Origin of the sequence: Bacteroides sp. 90-K9/2, assembly GCF_047310725.1 — a bacterium.
GTDB classification, from domain to species: Bacteria; Bacteroidota; Bacteroidia; order Bacteroidales; family Bacteroidaceae; genus Bacteroides; species Bacteroides vicugnae.
Genome location: NZ_JBCGVL010000003.1, coordinates 61,429 through 80,608, shown reverse-complemented (window position 1 = coordinate 80,608; position 19,180 = coordinate 61,429). Strand labels below are relative to the sequence as shown.

17 protein-coding genes are annotated in these 19,180 nt (G+C 43.0%); 16 read left to right on the top strand and 1 reads right to left on the bottom strand.

Annotated elements, in window-relative coordinates:
- Positions 1 to 57 precede the first annotated feature (57 nt).
- From AAHJ11_RS09700 to AAHJ11_RS09680, 5 genes are all read left to right on the top strand, one after another.
- Positions 58 to 1,011, top strand: coding sequence for an NAD-dependent epimerase/dehydratase family protein (locus AAHJ11_RS09700; protein WP_320979394.1), 954 nt, complete (start codon positions 58 to 60; stop codon positions 1,009 to 1,011).
- The gene (locus tag AAHJ11_RS09695) at positions 1,011 to 1,859 is read left to right on the top strand and encodes a DUF4348 domain-containing protein (protein WP_217721042.1); all 849 of its coding nucleotides are present in this window, start codon (positions 1,011 to 1,013) and stop codon (positions 1,857 to 1,859) included. Before AAHJ11_RS09700 ends, AAHJ11_RS09695 begins: the two co-directional genes overlap by 1 nt.
- 47 nt (positions 1,860 to 1,906) lie before the next feature.
- Complete coding sequence (gene murB / locus AAHJ11_RS09690; RefSeq protein ID WP_373149799.1) at positions 1,907 to 2,899, top strand: UDP-N-acetylmuramate dehydrogenase; 993 nt, start codon at positions 1,907 to 1,909, stop codon at positions 2,897 to 2,899.
- A gap of 158 nt (positions 2,900 to 3,057) precedes the next feature.
- Positions 3,058 to 3,816, top strand: a complete 759-nt coding sequence (locus AAHJ11_RS09685) for an MBL fold metallo-hydrolase (protein WP_148364968.1) — start codon at positions 3,058 to 3,060, stop codon at positions 3,814 to 3,816.
- Between the two features lie 83 nt (positions 3,817 to 3,899).
- A complete protein-coding gene (locus tag AAHJ11_RS09680) occupies positions 3,900 to 5,480 on the top strand; it encodes a DUF3352 domain-containing protein (RefSeq protein WP_413579436.1) in 1,581 nt (526 codons plus the stop codon).
- Positions 5,481 to 5,630: 150 nt separating this feature from the next.
- On the opposite strand, the gene AAHJ11_RS09675 is transcribed toward AAHJ11_RS09680, so the two are convergent.
- The gene (locus tag AAHJ11_RS09675; protein ID WP_087318232.1) at positions 5,631 to 6,005 is read right to left on the bottom strand and encodes a DUF3127 domain-containing protein; all 375 of its coding nucleotides are present in this window, start codon (positions 6,003 to 6,005) and stop codon (positions 5,631 to 5,633) included.
- 153 nt (positions 6,006 to 6,158) lie between these two features.
- Between AAHJ11_RS09675 and dnaN the strand changes: the two genes are divergently transcribed.
- From dnaN to AAHJ11_RS09620, 11 genes are all read left to right on the top strand, one after another.
- Positions 6,159 to 7,283, top strand: a complete 1,125-nt coding sequence (gene dnaN / locus AAHJ11_RS09670; protein ID WP_004297029.1) for a DNA polymerase III subunit beta — start codon at positions 6,159 to 6,161, stop codon at positions 7,281 to 7,283.
- 110 nt (positions 7,284 to 7,393) lie between these two features.
- Positions 7,394 to 8,173, top strand: a complete 780-nt coding sequence (locus tag AAHJ11_RS09665; RefSeq protein ID WP_004316864.1) for a 3'-5' exonuclease — start codon at positions 7,394 to 7,396, stop codon at positions 8,171 to 8,173.
- A complete protein-coding gene (gene coaBC, locus AAHJ11_RS09660) occupies positions 8,173 to 9,381 on the top strand; it encodes a bifunctional phosphopantothenoylcysteine decarboxylase/phosphopantothenate--cysteine ligase CoaBC (protein WP_148364970.1) in 1,209 nt (402 codons plus the stop codon). Before AAHJ11_RS09665 ends, coaBC begins: the two co-directional genes overlap by 1 nt.
- Before the next feature lie 32 nt (positions 9,382 to 9,413).
- On the top strand, positions 9,414 to 11,075 hold the full coding sequence (recN, locus tag AAHJ11_RS09655) for a DNA repair protein RecN (RefSeq protein ID WP_148364971.1): 1,662 nt from the start codon (positions 9,414 to 9,416) through the stop codon (positions 11,073 to 11,075).
- A 41-nt stretch (positions 11,076 to 11,116) separates the two neighbouring features.
- Positions 11,117 to 11,860 carry a 23S rRNA (guanosine(2251)-2'-O)-methyltransferase RlmB gene (gene rlmB / locus AAHJ11_RS09650; RefSeq protein WP_148364972.1) on the top strand — a complete coding sequence of 248 codons (744 nt, stop codon included), beginning with the start codon at positions 11,117 to 11,119 and terminating at the stop codon, positions 11,858 to 11,860.
- 1 nt (position 11,861) lies between these two features.
- Entirely contained in the window at positions 11,862 to 13,568 is a 1,707-nt protein-coding gene (locus AAHJ11_RS09645; RefSeq protein ID WP_148364973.1) for a serine protease, read from the top strand.
- A 210-nt stretch (positions 13,569 to 13,778) separates the two neighbouring features.
- Complete coding sequence (locus tag AAHJ11_RS09640; RefSeq protein WP_148364974.1) at positions 13,779 to 14,090, top strand: nucleotidyltransferase domain-containing protein; 312 nt, start codon at positions 13,779 to 13,781, stop codon at positions 14,088 to 14,090.
- On the top strand, positions 14,087 to 14,479 hold the full coding sequence (locus tag AAHJ11_RS09635; protein WP_148364975.1) for a HEPN domain-containing protein: 393 nt from the start codon (positions 14,087 to 14,089) through the stop codon (positions 14,477 to 14,479). Before AAHJ11_RS09640 ends, AAHJ11_RS09635 begins: the two co-directional genes overlap by 4 nt.
- A 399-nt stretch (positions 14,480 to 14,878) precedes the next feature.
- Entirely contained in the window at positions 14,879 to 15,823 is a 945-nt protein-coding gene (locus AAHJ11_RS09630) for a tyrosine-type recombinase/integrase (protein WP_413579433.1), read from the top strand.
- Between the two features lie 357 nt (positions 15,824 to 16,180).
- Positions 16,181 to 16,777, top strand: coding sequence for a UpxY family transcription antiterminator (locus tag AAHJ11_RS09625; protein ID WP_217721039.1), 597 nt, complete (start codon positions 16,181 to 16,183; stop codon positions 16,775 to 16,777).
- Complete coding sequence (locus AAHJ11_RS09620; RefSeq protein ID WP_320996234.1) at positions 16,755 to 19,169, top strand: SLBB domain-containing protein; 2,415 nt, start codon at positions 16,755 to 16,757, stop codon at positions 19,167 to 19,169. Before AAHJ11_RS09625 ends, AAHJ11_RS09620 begins: the two co-directional genes overlap by 23 nt.
- The last annotated feature ends 11 nt before the right edge of the window (positions 19,170 to 19,180 follow it).

Below are 19,180 nucleotides of genomic sequence, written 5' to 3'. Positions count from 1 at the left end.
AAAAAAGTGCTTACTTTGCGCACTATTTAAGCTTGATATTCTAAGTCAGAAGAAAAAATGGAACACATTTTGATTATTGGAGCTACCGGACAGATAGGGTCGGAGCTAACGATGGAGCTACGGAAACGTTACGGAAATGCAAATGTAGTAGCAGGTTATATTCCGGGTGCAGAACCTAAAGGGGAATTAAAGGAGTCGGGACCGTCGGCAATTGCTGATGTAACGGATGGCGATGCAATTGCATCTGTGGTAAAAGAGTATCACATTGATACGATTTATAATTTGGCTGCTCTGTTGTCCGTAGTTGCCGAGTCGAAACCCAAGTTGGCTTGGAAAATAGGCATCGACGGATTGTGGAATGTGCTGGAAGTGGCACGTGAACAAGGGTGCGCAGTGTTTACTCCGAGTTCTATCGGTTCGTTTGGAGCTAGTACGCCTCACACGAAAACACCGCAGGACACCATTCAGCGTCCGCGTACCATGTATGGAGTCACCAAAGTAACGACAGAGTTATTGAGTGATTACTATTTTAATAAATACGGTGTCGATACCCGTGCTGTCCGTTTCCCGGGCATTATTTCGAATGTGACCCCTCCGGGAGGAGGTACGACTGATTATGCTGTCGATATTTACTACTCGGCAGTGAAAGGAGAAAAGTTTGTGTGCCCCATTAAGCAAGGCACTTTAATGGATATGATGTACATGCCGGATGCGCTGAACGCAGCAATTACGCTGATGGAAGCCGATCCGGCAAGATTGATACACCGCAATGCTTTCAATATCGCTTCCATGAGTTTCGACCCGGAAATGATATATCAGGCTATCAAGAAGCATGTGCCGCAGTTTGAGATGATCTATGATATAGATCCTCTGAAACAGCGTATAGCCGATAGCTGGCCCGATAGCCTGGACGATACCTGCGCTCGTGAAGAGTGGGGATGGAAGCCGGCCTACAATTTGGAAAGCATGACGGTAGATATGCTTGAAAAGTTAAGAGAGAAACTGAAATAATGAAAAAACTAATTGCAGGGGTCATACTGCTCGGTATATTGAGCTCTTGTGGAAACAAGAAAACAAATATTGACCCTTTCGCATCTATTACTAAAGAGGTGGATTCAATCCGGCAGATAGCCGATTCTAGCCACCATGATAAATCGCCGGAAGATCCGCAGCCTATACAGGCAGATGAATCTTTCGATGATTTTATTTACAATTTTGCTTCCGATGAAGTGTTACAGCGTCAGCGTGTGAAATTTCCATTGCCCTACTACAATGGAGATAAGAAATCAAACATCGAGGAACGCAACTGGAAGCATGATGACTTGTTTACCAAGCAGCATTATTATACTCTGCTGTTTGATAGAGAAGAAGACATGGATTTAGTAGGAGATACCTCCCTCACTTCTGTGCAGGTAGAGTGGATGTTCGTGAAAACGCGAATGGTGAAAAGATACTATTTTGAACGTATCAAAGGTGCATGGATGCTGGAGGCAATCAACCTGCGGCCCATTGAGCAAAGTGATAATGAGAACTTTGTTGAGTTTTTCGGACATTTTGCAACGGATAGTCTTTTTCAGAGTCAGCGTGTGAGGGAGCCGTTAGCTTTTGTAACCAGCGATCCGGACGATGATTTCTCCATTTTGGAGACAACCCTCGATCTTAATCAGTGGTTTGCCTTCAAACCGGTACTTCCTGTCGACCGCCTTTCTAATATTAATTACGGACAGCGGAATGGCGATGATTCGCCCACGAAAATTCTGGCGTTGAAAGGTATCGGCAATGGTTTTTCCAATATCCTTTATTTCCGCCGGAAAGCCGGAGAATGGGAATTGTATAAGTTTGAAGATACAAGTATCTGATACGGGTTACGACGCACTATAACAGTATAACTTATAACTAGAAATATATGTATTCTCTTTTGCCCTACAATACATTCGGCATCGATGTCAGTGCCGCTCGTTTTTTAGAATATTCTTCGGTTGAAGAATTGAAGAAGCTGATTGTGCAAGGTGCCGTTGTGACACCTTTTTTGCATATTGGTGGCGGCAGTAACCTGCTGTTTACCAAAGATTACGACGGATTGATACTCCATTCCCGCATTGAAGGAATCGAAGTGACGGAAGAAGATGAATACTCTGTATCGGTACGAGTGGGAGCGGGGGTAGTATGGGACGACTTCGTTGCATATTGCGTAGAACATGGATGGTATGGAACGGAGAATCTGTCGCTCATTCCCGGTGAAGTGGGAGCGAGTGCGGTACAAAACATTGGAGCTTATGGCGTTGAAGTGAAAGATCTGATAACAGCAGTGGAAACAGTGAACATTCAAGCTGAAGAACGCGTTTATTCGGTGGAAGAGTGTGGGTATACCTACCGTAACAGTATTTTTAAACGTCCGGAAAACAAGTCGGCTTTTGTCACCTATGTCCGTTTCCGGCTTAGGAAAAAAGAATATTATACGTTAGATTATGGAACCATTCGTCAGGAGCTTGAAAAATATCCGGCATTGACGCTTTCTGTTGTACGGAAAGTGATAATTGAGATTCGTGAGAGCAAGTTGCCCGACCCGAAAGTAATGGGTAATGCCGGCAGCTTCTTTATGAATCCCATTGTGCCGAAAGAAAAACTGGAAGCCTTGCAGCAGGAATATCCCCGGATACCATACTATGAGCTGTCAGACGGTCGGGTGAAAATCCCGGCAGGATGGATGATCGATCAATGCGGCTGGAAAGGTAAGGCTTTAGGTCCGGCTGCCGTGCATGATAAACAAGCACTGGTATTAGTGAATCTTGGTGGAGCAAAAGGTAGCGATATCCTTGCGCTTTCAGATGCAGTTCGAACCTCTGTTCGTGAGAAGTTCGGCATTGATATCCACCCGGAAGTTAACTTAATAAATTGAGAAGTAAAAATTGAGAATGAAGAATAGCTATATGAATAATGAAAAGTGTTCAGGTGTAGAAATACTCTATAACCTTTCTTTTTTTCGTTCTCAATTCCAAAATTCTCATTCTCAACTATTATTTTTTAATTCTCAATTTTCAATTCTCAATTAAACAAGTGAAAGTAAGAATCATTGGAAGTGGAACATCGACGGGAGTACCCCAAATCGGCTGTACATGTCCGGTTTGTACTTCTGCCGATCCGAAAGATAACCGATTGCGTGCATCTGCTATTGTCGAGACAGATGATGCGCGGATTTTGATAGATTGCGGTCCGGATTTCCGGACACAGGTATTGCATCTTCCTTTTGAGAAGATAGATGGTGTGCTCATTACGCATGAACATTATGACCATGTGGGCGGGTTGGACGATTTACGTCCGTTTTGCCGGTTTGGTTCAGTGCCTATTTATGCGGAAAATTATGTGGCGCAAGGCTTGCGTTTGCGTATGCCCTATTGCTTTGTCGACCATCGTTATCCGGGCGTTCCCGACATTCCTTTGCAGGAAATTTCTGTGGGGCAGGCCTTTTCTGTTAACCACACGGAGGTGCTTCCTTTACGTGTGATGCATGGGCGATTGCCTATTTTGGGATATCGTATCGGGCAATTAGGTTATATCACTGATATGTTGACCATGCCCGAAGAATCTTATGAACAATTGGCGGGAATAGATGTTTTGGTAGTGAATGCACTTCGGATTGCCTCGCATCCTACCCATCAGAATCTGGAAGAAGCATTGGCAGTGGCGCGGCGCATTCAAGCAAAGAAGACGTACTTTATACACATGAGTCATGATATGGGCTTACATGCGGAGGTTGAAAAGAGCCTTCCGGAAAATATTCACCTGGCATTCGACGGATTGGATATCTATCTTTGATTATCGGTGAAATTTTTAGCAAAAGTTTTGTTTTCTTTGTAGAAATTATTATTTTTGCACTTAGCCGATAAACAGCGAATATTATGAAACTTCGTACGATAGTGAAAATAGCGATCACGTCTTCTGTTGTACTTTTGTGCTCAGGTTTCGCATTGTACTCTTTTTTTAGACTGTCGGCGGCCGAAGGGCAGAAGGATTTTAATCTTTATGAACTGGTTCCGTCCACCACTTCAGCCGTGTTTGTTACTGATGATGTGCTCGAATTTGTAGCGGAGGTCGATGATCTGACTTGTAGTAAAAATCAGCAATATCTTTATGTGTCCAAACTTTTTTCTTATCTGAAACAAAGCCTTTATGCCCTCTCGGAAGATACTCCTCATGGTTTGAGCCGGCAAATGAATCAGATGCTGATTAGTTTCCATGAACCGGATAACGAACGGAACCAGATACTTTATTGCAGATTGGGAAATGGGGATAAGGAGTTGGTAAACAAGTTTGTGCGTAAATATATATCTTCGCTTTATCCGCCGAAAACATTTGCTTACAAAGGAGAGGAAATAATCATTTACCCGATGGCGGATGGTGATTTTCTTGCCTGCTATCTGACGTCTGACTTTATGGCATTAAGTTTTCAAAAAAAACTGATTGAAAACGTTATTGATGCATATAAGAGTGGCAAATCGTTGGCGGATGATCCTACCTTTACAGGGGTGCGTGCTCCGAAAAAAAGTGCAGCGGCCGCCACAATCTATACCCGTATGAAAGGGATGATGGGATGGACGGAATTTGATATGAAGATGAAAGATGATTTTATCTATTTCTCCGGCATTACTCACGATGCGGATACTTGCTTTGCATTTATAAACCAGCTTCGCCAACAGCAATCAGTCAAAGGCTTCCCGGGTGAGACACTGCCTTCTACTGCTTTCTATTTTAGCAGACAGGGGATTGCGGACTGGACATCTTTGCTTTCTTATGGAAATGCGCAGGAGCAGAATGAGACGGTTCGCACGAGCGAAGTGCAGAATAGAGATAAAGAATTTTCTCGCTATCTGATGGAAAATGCCGGACAGGACTTGGTTGCCTGTCTCTTTCTGCGTGAAGATACGTTACAGGATCAGGATGCGGCGGCAGTCTTGAGCCTGTCTGTGGCAGATGTGACGGAGGCTGAAAGAATGCTTCGTACCCTTGTCAATACTGCTCCGGCAGATGAAGGAAGAAAAACTCCCCGAATTACTTTTTGTTATACTGTAAATAAGGCATACTTGGTCTATCGGTTGCCTCAAACAACCTTGTTTAAACAACTGACCGGTTTCGTAGAGCCGACTTTGGATATGTATGCGGCATTTTATGGTGGACGCTTGTTGCTTGCTCCGGATGAGAACAGTCTGTCGCATTATATTCGTCAATTGGATAAAGGTGAAGTGCTCAATGGTGCAATAGCTTATCAGACGGGTATGGATCACTTGTCTGATTCGTACCATTTTATGTTGATGGCAGATTTCGACCACGTATTCCGGCAATCGGAAAATTATGTCCGTTTCATACCGGATTTCTTTCTGCATAATGCCGGCTTCTTCCGTAATTTTACACTCTTTGTCCAGTTTGCCTGTACGGACGGAGTAGTATATCCCAATATTATTTTGAAATATAAATCAGAATAAAAATTACGGTTTATATACAATTGTTTATCTCTATGGTTTTGGAGCGGATTATCTGTATGAATAAAAATATCTTCAATTATAAAAAAACTCCCGATAGGATTATCCCGTCGAGAGTTTTTATGCTTATGCGTCGGATGAATGACTTTCAGTTTAGAATGGCAGATCGTCTTTTGCATCACCCGGAGTAAATTCGGGCATAGCCGATGGAGCCGGGGGAGGAACGGGAGAACCAGAAGCCATTGGAGCACCTGCACTGACGCGCTCTACTTTCCATGCGCGGATACTGTTGAACCAACGGTCATTCCATTGGCGGGCGTCAACGTCGAATGATACGGTCAGTTCTTCACCCATTTGAATGTTGAATTGCTCGATTTTGTCTGCACCAAATACGTCGAAACACATTTTGCGCGGATATTGATCATGGTTTTCAATAACGTACTCTTGTGATTTCCACTCGTTGCCGCTAGTTTTTGAAACTCCGCCTCTCGGGGGGAGGATAGCGATGATTTTTCCTGTAAATTCCATTGCGATAATTTTAAATTCTGCGGCGAAGTTACAATTTTTTAGTAATATCCCTCACACAATGCCTGTTTTTTTCTTTTGTTTTATTGGGCAGCCCAAATCTTTTTTCGTAACTTTGTGCGATAGAACATTTAAAACTTAAATACACGAAAATATATGAAATTTATCGTTTCAAGTACTGCTCTTTCCAGCCATTTACAGGCCATCAGCCGTGTGATTAATTCAAAAAATGCGCTGCCAATTCTCGATTGTTTCCTCTTCGAATTGGAAGACGGAACATTGTCTGTGACTGTATCCGACAGTGAAACAACGATGGTGACTACCGTAGAAGTGAATGAAAGCGATACGAACGGGCGTTTTGCCGTAGTAGCGAAAACATTGCTTGATGCACTGAAAGAAATCCCGGAACAACCACTCACATTCGAAATCAATCCGGATAATTATGAAATAACAGTGCAGTACCAGAACGGAAAATACAGCCTGATGGGGCAGAATGCGGATGAATTTCCGCAATCGGCTACATTGGGTGATAATGCAGTCCGTGTAGAGATGGAAGCAAGTGTACTTCTGGGAGGTATCAACCGTTCGGTGTTTGCTACTGCCGATGACGAACTTCGTCCGGTGATGAACGGTATTTATTTCGATATTACTACAGAAGATATTACAATGGTTGCTTCAGACGGTCATAAACTGGTGCGCTGCAAGACATTGGCAGCCAAAGGTAACGAGCGTGCAGCTTTCATCCTTCCGAAGAAACCGGCTACGTTGCTTAAAAATCTTTTGCCGAAAGAACAAGGCACAGTGACGATCGAATTCGATGAACGCAACGCTGTATTCATGCTCGAAAGCTACCGGATGGTTTGTCGTCTGATTGAAGGACGTTACCCGAACTACAACTCGGTAATTCCGCAGAACAACCCGCACAAAGTCACCGTAGACCGCCAGCAGTTGGTAGGAGCTTTGCGTCGTGTGTCTATCTTCTCGTCGCAGGCAAGTAGCTTGATAAAACTTCGTATGCAGGAAAACCAGATTGTGATTTCCGCACAAGATATTGACTTCTCTACTTCTGCTGAAGAAACACAAGTTTGCCAGTATGCAGGTGCAGCAATGAGCATCGGTTTCAAATCGACATTCCTCATTGACATCCTGAACAACATTTCAGCAGACGAAGTGGTCATCGAACTGGCAGATCCTTCACGTGCCGGAGTAATCATCCCGGTAGAGCAGGAAGAAAACGAAGACCTGCTGATGCTGCTGATGCCGATGATGCTAAATGATTAATGTTAATTCACCACAGAGGACGCAGAGGACACAGAGGATAAATTTGAATATTTGTTAAATAACCCTCTGTGTCCTCTGCGTCCTCTGTAGTGACCCAATAAAAAATAGAAATGAAATTAAACCTGAAAAATCCCATTGTTTTTTTTGATTTAGAAACAACCGGAACCAATATCAACACAGACCGAATTGTTGAAATCTGCTATCTGAAAGTATATCCGAATGGAAATGAAGAAGCAAAAACATTACGTATCAACCCTGAAATGCATATCCCGGAAGCATCTTCTGCTATACATGGCATTTATGATGCCGACGTAGCCGATTGTCCAACTTTCAAAGAAGTGGCGAAAAACATAGCCAGGGACATTGAAGGTTGCGATTTGGCAGGATTTAATTCCAATCGTTTTGATATTCCTGTCCTTGCCGAAGAGTTCCTTCGTGCCGGAGTGGACATTGATATGACGAAACGCAAATTTGTAGACGTACAGGTGATCTTCCACAAAATGGAACAACGCACCCTGTCTGCTGCCTATAAATTCTATTGCGACAAGAATCTGGAAGATGCACACACTGCCGAAGCAGATACACGGGCCACTTACGAAGTGCTGAAAGCACAGCTCGACCGTTACTCCGATCTTCAGAATGATATTGCGTTCCTGGCAGATTATTCAAGTTTCAGCAAGAATGTAGACTTTGCCGGACGCATGGTGTACGATGATAATGGAGTGGAAGTATTCAACTTCGGAAAATATAAAGGAATGTCTGTAGCCGAGGTTTTGAAGAAAGATCCTGGATATTACAGTTGGATTTTGAATAGTGATTTCACGCTGAACACTAAGGCGGCATTGACAAAAATCCGTTTGCGTGAAATGAGTAATTTGATTACAAAATAATGCTAAAAGGAAAAAAAATAATTCTTGGAATTACCGGCAGTATTGCCGCGTATAAGGCGTGCTATATCATTCGCGGACTGATAAAACAAGGAGCGGAAGTGCAAGTTGTCATTACTCCGGCGGGAAAAGAATTTATTACTCCCATCACTCTTTCGGCTTTGACCAGCAAACCGGTCATTAGTGAGTTTTTTGCTCAGCGTGACGGAACGTGGAATAGCCACGTCGATCTCGGACTGTGGGCGGATGCTGTACTGATTGCACCTGCCACCGCCTCTACTATCGGCAAAATGGCAAATGGAATAGCCGACAATATGCTCATAACAACTTATCTTTCGGCAAAAGCTCCCGTGTTTGTTGCTCCGGCAATGGATCTCGATATGTTTGCCCATCCCGCCACCCAGAAAAATCTGGATATATTGCGTTCCTACGGTAATCACATTATCGAGCCGGGAACAGGAGAGTTAGCCAGCCACTTGGTGGGAAAGGGACGTATGGAAGAGCCGGAAAACATTATCCGGGTATTGGATGAATTCTTCGCTTCGAGTGACGAACTATCCGGAAAGAAAGTGATGATTACAGCCGGACCGACTTATGAAAAGATTGACCCGGTGCGTTTCATAGGCAATTATTCTTCCGGAAAGATGGGATTCGCATTAGCAGAAGAATGTGCCCGTCGCGGGGCGCAGGTGACATTGATAACAGGTCCTGTGCAGCTCAAAACGCAACATTCCCGTATTCGGCGTGTAGATGTGGAATCAGCAGAAGAAATGTATGCGGCTTCACAGATCTATTTTCCAGATGCTGATGCAGGTATTCTTTGCGCGGCAGTAGCCGACTATCGTCCGGAAACAGTGGCCGACAAGAAGATTAAGCGGGAGAAAGAAGAGGAACTAACCCTCCATCTTCAGGCAACACAAGACATCGCTGCCAATTTAGGAGCACTAAAAAGGAAAAATCAGTTATTGGTTGGCTTTGCCCTCGAAACCAATAATGAGCAGCAGAATGCCGAAGGAAAGCTCGAACGCAAAAATTTCGACTTTATCGTGCTCAACTCGTTGAATGACGCTGGCGCCGGTTTCCGCCATGATACCAATAAAATAAGTATCATCGACAGGAAAGGTCGTACAGACTATCCCCTGAAACCGAAAATAGAAGTAGCCCAGGACATCATCGACCGTCTGGTAGCCACCCTATCTTCGAATTTTTAATTTTCAATTCTCAATTTTTAATTAAATATAAGGTGTTACGTTCACTATACATTCAGAATTATGCATTGATAGAAAAACTGGATATCAGTTTTGAAACAGGCTTTTCCGTTATAACAGGTGAAACGGGAGCCGGAAAATCAATTATTCTGGGAGCTATCGGACTCCTGCTAGGACAGCGTGCCGATGTGAAAGCGATTCGCCACGGAGCTTCCAAATGTATCATAGAGGCACGTTTCGATCTATCTGCCTATGGTATGCGTCCGTTTTTCGAAGAAAACGAGCTGGAATATGATGAAGAGTGCATTTTGCGTCGTGAGGTACAAGCTTCCGGTAAGAGCAGGGCATTCATCAACGATACTCCTGCTTCGCTGTCACAAGTGAAAGAGCTGGGCGAACAGTTGATAGATGTACATTCGCAACATCAGAATTTATTGCTCAATAAAGAAGGATTCCAGTTGAATGTGCTTGATATTCTGGCACATAATGATGCAGCATTGGAGAAATACCATCTGTATTATGATGAATGGAAACGGACAGACCGCGAACTGGCTGAATTAGTGTCGCTGGCAGAGAAAAGCCGCTCCGATGAAGATTATATCCGCTTCCAACTCGAACAGCTCGAAGAAGCCTGTTTGGTGGAAGGTGAGCAGGAAGAACTGGAGCAGGAAGCTGAAACATTAAGTCATGCAGAAGAGATAAAAGCCGGACTTTACCGGGTGGAACAGTCGTTTGCTTCGGATGAAGGCGGATTGCTTTCTTACCTGAAAGATAGCCTGAATACGCTGAATAATCTGCAAAGAGTATATCAGCCGGCCAAGGAACTTACCGAACGTATGGAGAGTGCTTATATCGAACTGAAAGATATTTCGCACGAAGTCTCTTTACAAAGTGACTCCGTTGAATTCAATCCGGTCCGTCTGGACGAAGTGAATGAACGGTTGAATCTGATTTATTCCTTACAGCAGAAACATCGGGCACAAACCCTTGGCGAATTGATAGCGCTAACGGATGAATACCGCAGCAAATTGTCGGACATCACTTCCTATGATGAGCGTATCGCCGAACTGACTGCTCGTAAAGAGGAACAATATAAACAAGTGAAACAACAGGCGGAAGTGTTGACCAAGGCCCGTGCGAAAGCTGCGCGTGAAGTAGAAAAACAACTGGCCGCCCGGTTGATTCCATTAGGAATGCCGAATGTTCGTTTCCTGATCGAAATGGGACTGAAAAAAGAGCCGGGATTGCAAGGAGAAGATACAGTCAACTTCCTGTTTTCCGCCAATAAGAACGGCACTTTGCAGAATATCTCTTCCGTAGCTTCAGGAGGTGAAATTGCCCGTGTCATGCTTTCCATCAAGGCAATGATTGCCGGAGCCGTCAAGCTGCCGACCATCGTATTTGATGAAATAGATACCGGAGTCTCCGGTGAAATAGCCGACCGTATGGCGGACATGATGCAGGAAATGGGCGACCGCAACCGTCAGGTAATCAGTATTACCCACCTGCCACAGATTGCTGCCCGTGGGCGTGCTCATTATAAGGTATACAAAAAAGACAGCGATACGGAAACCAACAGCCATATCCGCCGTCTCACTGACGAAGAACGGGTAGAGGAAATAGCTCACATGCTTAGCGGCGCCACTCTCACCGAAGCTGCCCTTAGCAATGCCAAATCCCTGCTTGCCCGCAACTGATAAATAGTGAATAGTAAATAGTAAAATAGTAAATCAACCAGATGTTAGATAAAAGTGAAATGATTTTCGGCGTTCGTGCCGTGATAGAAGCCATTCAGGCTGGAAAAGAGATAGATAAGATCCTCGTGAAGAAAGATATTCAAAGTGATCTTTCCAAGGAGCTTTTTGCAGCTTTGAAAGGTACGCTGATACCTGTTCAGCGTGTTCCGGTAGAACGTATCAACCGTATTACCCGTAAAAATCATCAGGGAGTGATCGCTTTCATTTCTTCTGTGACTTATCAGAAAGCGGAGGATCTTGTTCCTTTCTTGTTTGAGCAAGGAAAAAATCCGTTTTTTGTTATGCTCGACGGAGTGACCGATGTACGCAATTTCGGGGCAATTGCACGTACCTGCGAATGTGCAGCTGTCGATGCCGTGATTATTCCTGTTCGGGGCAGTGCGTCAGTCAATGCTGATGCCGTGAAAACGTCGGCAGGAGCGCTACATACTCTTCCTGTATGCCGTGAACAGAACCTCCGTTCGACTCTGCAATATCTGAAAGACAGTGGTTTCCGCATTGTGGCTGCTACCGAAAAAGGGGATTATGACTATACCAAAGCTGATTATACAGGTCCTCTCTGCATCATAATGGGAGCGGAAGATACAGGAGTTTCTTATGAAAACCTTGCCCTCTGTGATGAATGGGTGAAAATTCCGATGCTGGGCACCATCGAATCCCTGAATGTCTCTGTAGCTGCCGGTATCCTGATTTACGAAGCTGTGAAACAAAGAAACAATGACTGATATGAAGAAGATTTTAATTCTACCTTTGCTGCTTTTCTTCCTGGTACAAGGAAGCATGGCACAAACCCCAAAATGGGTAGAGAAGGCAAAACGTGCAGTCTTCTCAATAGTGACTTATGACAAGAATGATAAAATGCTGAATACGGGAAACGGATTCTTTGTGTCCGAAGACGGATTGGCTTTATCAGATTATACTCTTTTTAAAGGAGCCGAACGTGCGGTGGTGATTACTTCCGAAGGCAAACAGATGCCGGTCAGCCTGATACTTGGAGCGAATGACATGTATGATGTTATTAAGTTCCGTGTGGCTATCACCGAGAAGAAAGTGCCTGCGCTGATCATTGCCAAAACAGCCCCGGTGGCAGGAGCCGAAGCGTGGATGCTTCCTTATTCTACGCAGAAAAGCATTGCTTGTGTCAATGGTAAGGTGAAAGATGTTTCCAAAGTAGCCGGCGAATACCATTATTATACATTGAGTATGCAGATGAAAGATAAGATGGTGAGCTGCCCGGTGATGAATGCGGAAGGTCAGGTATTTGGTATTGCGCAGAAATCATCCGGTATCGATACGGTGACTACTTGCTATGCGGCGGGAGCTGCTTTTGCCATGTCGCAGAAAATCAGTGCCCTTTCTTTGGGAGACGCTGCCTTGAAAAGCATTGGTATTCGGAAAGGTTTACCCGAAACGGAAGATCAGGCATTAGTATATCTGTTTATGGCCTCTTCGAGCCTCTCGGGCGAGGACTATGAAAAGCTGTTGGACGATTTCATCCGCCAGTTCCCTGCCAATGCAGATGGTTATCTCCGTCGTGCCAATTATTATGCATCTAAAGGTAAAGACGACCAGACCTGGTATGATAAAGCCGTTGCCGACTTTAATCAGGCTCTGAAAGTAGCCCAGAAGAAAGATGATGTATATTATAATATAGGTAAGCTGATGTATGCTTATCAATTATCGAAGCCGGAGAAAACTTACAAAGACTGGACGTATGACACCGCTTTGAAGAATGTCCGTCAGGCAATCGCTATTGATCCGCTGCCAATTTACACTCAAATGGAAGGCGATATACTGTTTGCCCAACAAGACTATGCCGGTGCTTTGGCTGCTTATGAAAAGGTAAATGCCAGCAATATTGCTTCTCCGGCCACTTTCTTTAGTGCTGCCAAAACGAAGGAACTGTTGAAAGGGGATCCGAAAGAAGTGGTAGCCTTAATGGATAGCTGTATTGCCCGTTGCCCGCAACCGATTACGGCCGACTTTGCTCCATACTTGTTGGAGCGTGCGCAGATGAATATGAATGCCGGTCAGGCGCGAAATGCAATGCTCGATTATGATGCTTACCATACGGCAGTCAAAGGAGAAGTGAACGACGTGTTCTATTATTATCGCGAACAGGCAGCTTTGAAAGCCCGTCAGTTTCAACGCGCTTTAGACGATATTGCCAAGGCCATCGAGATGAATCCGACAGACCTCACCTATCAGGCAGAGCATGCAGTTGTAAACCTCCGTGTAGGACGGTATGAAGAAGCCATTCAGATTTTGAATAATATATTGAAGACTGATCCCAAATATGGTGAGGCTTACCGTTTATTGGGACTTTGCCAGATACAGCTGAAGAAGACAGATGAAGCTTGCGGCAACTTTAAGAAAGCGAAAGAATTGGGTGATCCGAATGTCGATGAGCTGATTACAAAATACTGCAAGTAAATTATGAAATCCCCCATGCTACAACGATCTGTGGTATGGGGGATTTTTAACTCCTTATTCTTGTTTTGTTTTATCGGGCTATCGCATTGTAATGTGAATCGGAATGTTTATATTTGCATTTACTTGAAAGATTACGGTGGTAATCATTACGGTCGTAATCTTTTGAGTATTGATAGATTTTTTTTGTATATATAATGTAAGAGGGAAGGTATGAAACGTACGAAAATCATAAAAGCAATACAGAAAGCCTTGCAAGGTATGACACCAATTGTAGAGGTGAAACTCTATGGCTCGGAAGCAAGAGGAGACGCGCGGCCTGATTCGGATATTGATTTGTTGATATTGGTGGATAAGGAAGAACTTTCGACAGAAGATGAGTTGAATATTACTGATCCTCTTTATAAAATAGAGCTGGAAACTGGTATTTTAATCAATCCATTCATTTTGCCTAAAAAGATATGGGGGAAAGTAGTGACTCCTTTTTATGAAAATGTAATGAAGGAGGGAATCGCGTTGTTATGACAGATGAAGAAAGAAATGCTATTGTGCGATATCGGATGGAAAATGCAAGGCGTACTTTGAACGAAATAGCAGATCATTGTGAGAGAGGATATTGGAATACTGCGATTAATAGAATGTATTATGCTTGTTTTTATGCTGCAAGTGCATTGTTAGTGGCAAATAAGATTGTTGTCAAATCACATGAAGGAGTACGTCAAATGTTGGGAAAGCATTTTGTTCTTACTGGACAATTATCTGTTGGAATGGGTAAATTCTATACCTTAATTTTTAATAAACGTTCTTCTGGAGATTATGAGGATTTCATCAATCATAATCAGAAAACAGTGGACGAACTTTATCCTTATGCATTGACGTTTATAAATTCAATTGATGAGTTATTGAAAAAGTAAACTAAATTGTTGATCTTTTATGAATGAGCAATAAATGCAGTAACTTCAAAACCTTTGAATCGTAAAAATAAATCCCTGCCAACTCGAAAATTGGCAGGGATTCCTCGTTTTTGGGGACGTTGTATAAAAAACTCTCTCTCTTTTTTATTTTCCCCACTTCACTTGTTAAGCTCAGGTTGTAGGTTTTAATGATATTATGGTTTGATTTCTCTTTTTTCCTCTGTTATAAGTTAAATGCACGGTTATTGAAAATACTGCATGTCTTCACTTATTTTTTTTAGAAATAAATTGAAAATCCATCTAAAATAGTGAGTAAATTAAAAATTGTGGTTCATTTTATCTATAATCTTACTATATTCCGCACGTTTTTAATAACACGTATGAGATAAGTTATAATTTATGGAAAAAAATCGATTTACTATTTGTGCAAACAATTACATTGATTGTTTGCGACAAGAGGGTCGTTATTCTACGGCCCATGTGTATAAACACGCTATTCGTTCTTTTTCGCAGTTTTGTGGAACTCAATTCATCACGTTTAGTAAGATAAACCGTGAAACTCTAAAGAGGTATAGCAACTACCTGATGGCTTCCCGTTTGAAGCCCAATACGATTTCTACGTATATGCGTATGCTGCGTAGTATCTACAATCGTGGTGTCGATATGCATCAAGCTCCTTATGTGCATGGTTTGTTCCGGGATGTTTTTACCGGGGTAGACACACGTCAGAAGAAAGCCATCCCGATCGGCGAACTTCACATGCTATTAAACAAAGATCCTCAATCGGAAAAGCTTCGCCGGACGCAAGCCATTGCCAATCTGTTATTTCAGTTTTGTGGAATGCCTTTTTCTGATTTAGCCCATTTGGAAAAGTCCAATTTGGAGCGGGGACTTTTAAAGTACAATCGCATCAAGACCGGTACTCCTATGAGCATAGAAGTGTTAGAGTCAGCGCAGAATGCAATTGGGGGACTGTATAATAAATCAGATGCCCGGAGTTCCGATTATCCTGATTATCTTTTCCGGATATTAAGCGGAGCGTACAAGCGGAATGAAGAAGGAGCCTATCGTGAGTATCAGTCAGCTTTGAGACGTTTTAATAATGAGTTGAAAAGCCTGTCCAGAAAATTAAGGCTACATTCGCCCGTCACGTCGTATACGCTTCGTCATTCTTGGGCTACGACTGCCAAGTACAGAGGTGTACCTATCGAAATGATTAGCGAATCACTAGGACACAAATCTATTAAAACAACACAGATATATTTAAAGGGTTTCGAATTGGAAGAAAGAACAAAGGTGAATAAATTGAATTATTCTTACGTTTGTAATTTTAAAATGTTCTGATTAGTATTATTAAAGCATTATGGATTAGGGACTTAATGCTAGTGTTACTTCTTAGGTAACGGACAACACACATTTAGAATACACATCGTTGTGAAAAAAGATAAAAAATCGATTATGAGGGAATATAAAAGCAGGTACCTAACATTCAATATAAAGCATTCTTGAATTTAGGTAATAAAAAGTCTTTGAGCATGAAGATGTTATCCTTCATGTTCAGATAGATTCATGTTGCATATTTTAGAGAAAAAGGAAAAAAAGAAGTTTTTTGTTTGTTTGCTATTAATATTTTTACCTATCTTTGTAGCGAATATATTTCCGTTACCTAAGAAGTAACGGAATAACATGGGGTAAAAAAATATGATTTTAACGAAACCGAAATCAGCAAATGCCGGGCCTAGTAGTGGGACAGGGGAAGGCGTAGCACACTCAAAACGTTGGTATGTAGCACTTGTTCGAATGCATCATGAGAAGAAAGTTGCCGAACGTTTATCTAAAATGGGAATTGATTCTTTTGTTCCCGTTCAGCAGCAAATTCATCAATGGAGCGACCGTCGTAAGATGGTTAATACAGTCTTACTCCCAATGATGGTTTTTGTACATGTCAATCCAAAAGAACGTATGGAAGTTCTTTCATTTTCTACGGTCAGCCGTTATATGGTGATGCGTGGAGAGAGTACTCCTGCCGTTATTCCTGACGAGCAGATGGCACGTTTCCGTTTTATGCTCGATTATTCCGAAGAAGCAGTCTGTATGAATGATACTCCACTGGCGCGTGGTGAGAAAGTTCGTGTCATAAAAGGTCCTTTGAGCGGGCTTGTCGGCGAACTTGTGACTGTAGCCGGAAAGAGTAAGATTGCCGTTCGTTTAAATATGCTTGGCTGTGCTTGTGTCGATATGCCAATCGGTTATGTAGAACCTACAAAGATTACCAATGACGATACTAAAAAACTTTAACGTATTTCTATTCATTCTGCTGTTGGGAGTTTGTTCTCCCTTAATGGCTCAAAACATGAGCGACTCTCAAGTTCTTGAATATGTCAAGGACGGCATCCGCCAGGGTAAAGAACAGAAACAACTAGCCTCCGAACTGGCACGCAAAGGCGTGACCAAAGAACAGGCAACGCGTGTGAAGCAACTATATGAGCAGCAAAACAATGTCAACGCTTCCAATGCAACAGGTACCGATGTCAATGAATCACGCCTGCGTGAGGAAATGAAAGAAAACACTTCCGATATGCTGGAAGACCACCCAAGTACTCAAGACCTCGCACGTGGCAACCAGGTTTTCGGACGAAACATCTTCAACACCCGTAATCTGACTTTTGAACCCAGCGTCAACATCGCCACTCCTTTAAGCTATCGTCTGGGTCCCGGTGATGAAGTGATTATCGACATCTGGGGAGCCAGCCAGAACACTATCCGCCAGCATATTTCTCCTGACGGCACGATCAACATTCAGAAAATAGGTCCTGTCAACCTGAACGGACTAACCATTGCTGAAGCCAACGGCTATCTCAAAAAAACATTAAACAAGATATATAATGGTCTTAATAATACGAATGATCCCACCTCTGACATCCGTCTGACTTTGGGCAGCATACGTACTATCCAGATCAATGTAATGGGTGAGGTTGTCCAACCGGGCACTTACTCCCTCTCTTCTTTTGCCACAGTCTTCCATGCGCTTTACCGCGCGGGTGGAGTCAGTGACATAGGAAGCCTTCGTAATGTGCAGCTGGTACGTAATGGTAAAAATATCGCCACAATCGATGTCTACCAATTTATCATGAAAGGAAACATTCAGGATGACATTCGTCTTCAGGAAGGGGATGTAGTAATAGTCCCCGCCTATGACGTATTGGTTAAGATCGACGGAAAAGTGAAACGTCCCATGCGTTTCGAAATGAAAAAGGATGAGAGTCTATCCACTCTTATCAGCTATGCCGGTGGCTTTGAAGCCGACGCCTATACCCGTTCCTTACGTGTCGTACGTCAGAACGGACAGGAATATGAAGTAAACACAGTCAAAGACCTTGACTATAGTGTCTATAAAATGCGAAACGGTGATGTTGTGACCGCCGAAGCCATCCTTAACCGCTTCATCAATAAACTAGAAATCCGTGGAGCCGTTTATCGTCCCGGCATCTACCAGTTGAATGGAAAACTGAATACAGTCCGTGAACTGGTAAACGAAGCTCAAGGCCTGACCGGTGATGCCTTCTTGAACCGTGCCGTTCTCTACCGCCAGCGTGAGGACTTGACTACCGAAGTTGTTCCAGTAGACATTAAAGCTATCATGGACGGTGCTTCCCAAAACATCATCCTGATGAAAAACGACATCCTTTATATTCCTAGTATTCATGACCTGGAAGACAGAGGCAACGTCGTAATCCACGGTGAAGTAGCCAAACCGGATTCTTATCCTTATGCTGATAACATGACCCTTGAAGACTTGATTATTCAGGCAGGTGGATTGCGTGAAGCCGCTTCTGTAGTCCGTGTAGATGTATCTCGTAGAATTAAGAATCCTCGTAGTACAGTAGACAACGATACTATCGGCCAGATATATACATTCTCCCTGAAAGAAGGTTTTATTGTAGATGGAACTCCCGGCTTTGTCCTTCAACCTTATGATGAAGTTTATGTACGTCGTAGTCCGGGTTATCAGGCTCAACAGAATGTGGTTGTTGAAGGTGAAATTCTGTTCGGAGGCTCTTATGCTATGACTAGTCGTGAAGAACGTCTTTCGGACTTAATCAATAAAGCGGGAGGTGCAACGAATTATGCCTACTTACGTGGTGCAAAATTGACTCGTGTAGCCAATGCAAGCGAAAAGAAACGCATGGGTGATGTGATCCGCTTGATGAGCAGACAGTTGGGTGAAGCTATGATGGACTCTTTGGGTGTTCGCGTAGAGGACCATTTTACAGTCGGTATTGATTTGGAGAAAGCATTAGCGAATCCTGGAAGTACATCAGATATTGTCTTGCGTGAAGGTGATGTGATTTCTATTCCGAAAAATAATAATACAGTAACGATCAATGGTGCCGTAATGGTTCCGAATACAGTTTCTTATATGGAAGGTAAGAATATAGACTATTATCTGGATCAAGCTGGTGGTTATTCTGAAAATGCGAAGAAGAGTAAGAAATTTATAGTTTATATGAATGGTCAGGTGACCAAAGTGAAAGGTAGTGGTAAGAAACAGATTGAACCGGGTTGTGAGATAATTGTGCCTAGTAAAGCTAAGAAAAAGACTAATATTGGAAATATCTTAGGTTATGCTACTACCTTCAGTACTTTGGGAATGATGGTTGCCTCTATTGCTAACTTAATAAAGAAATAACGAATTCCTTT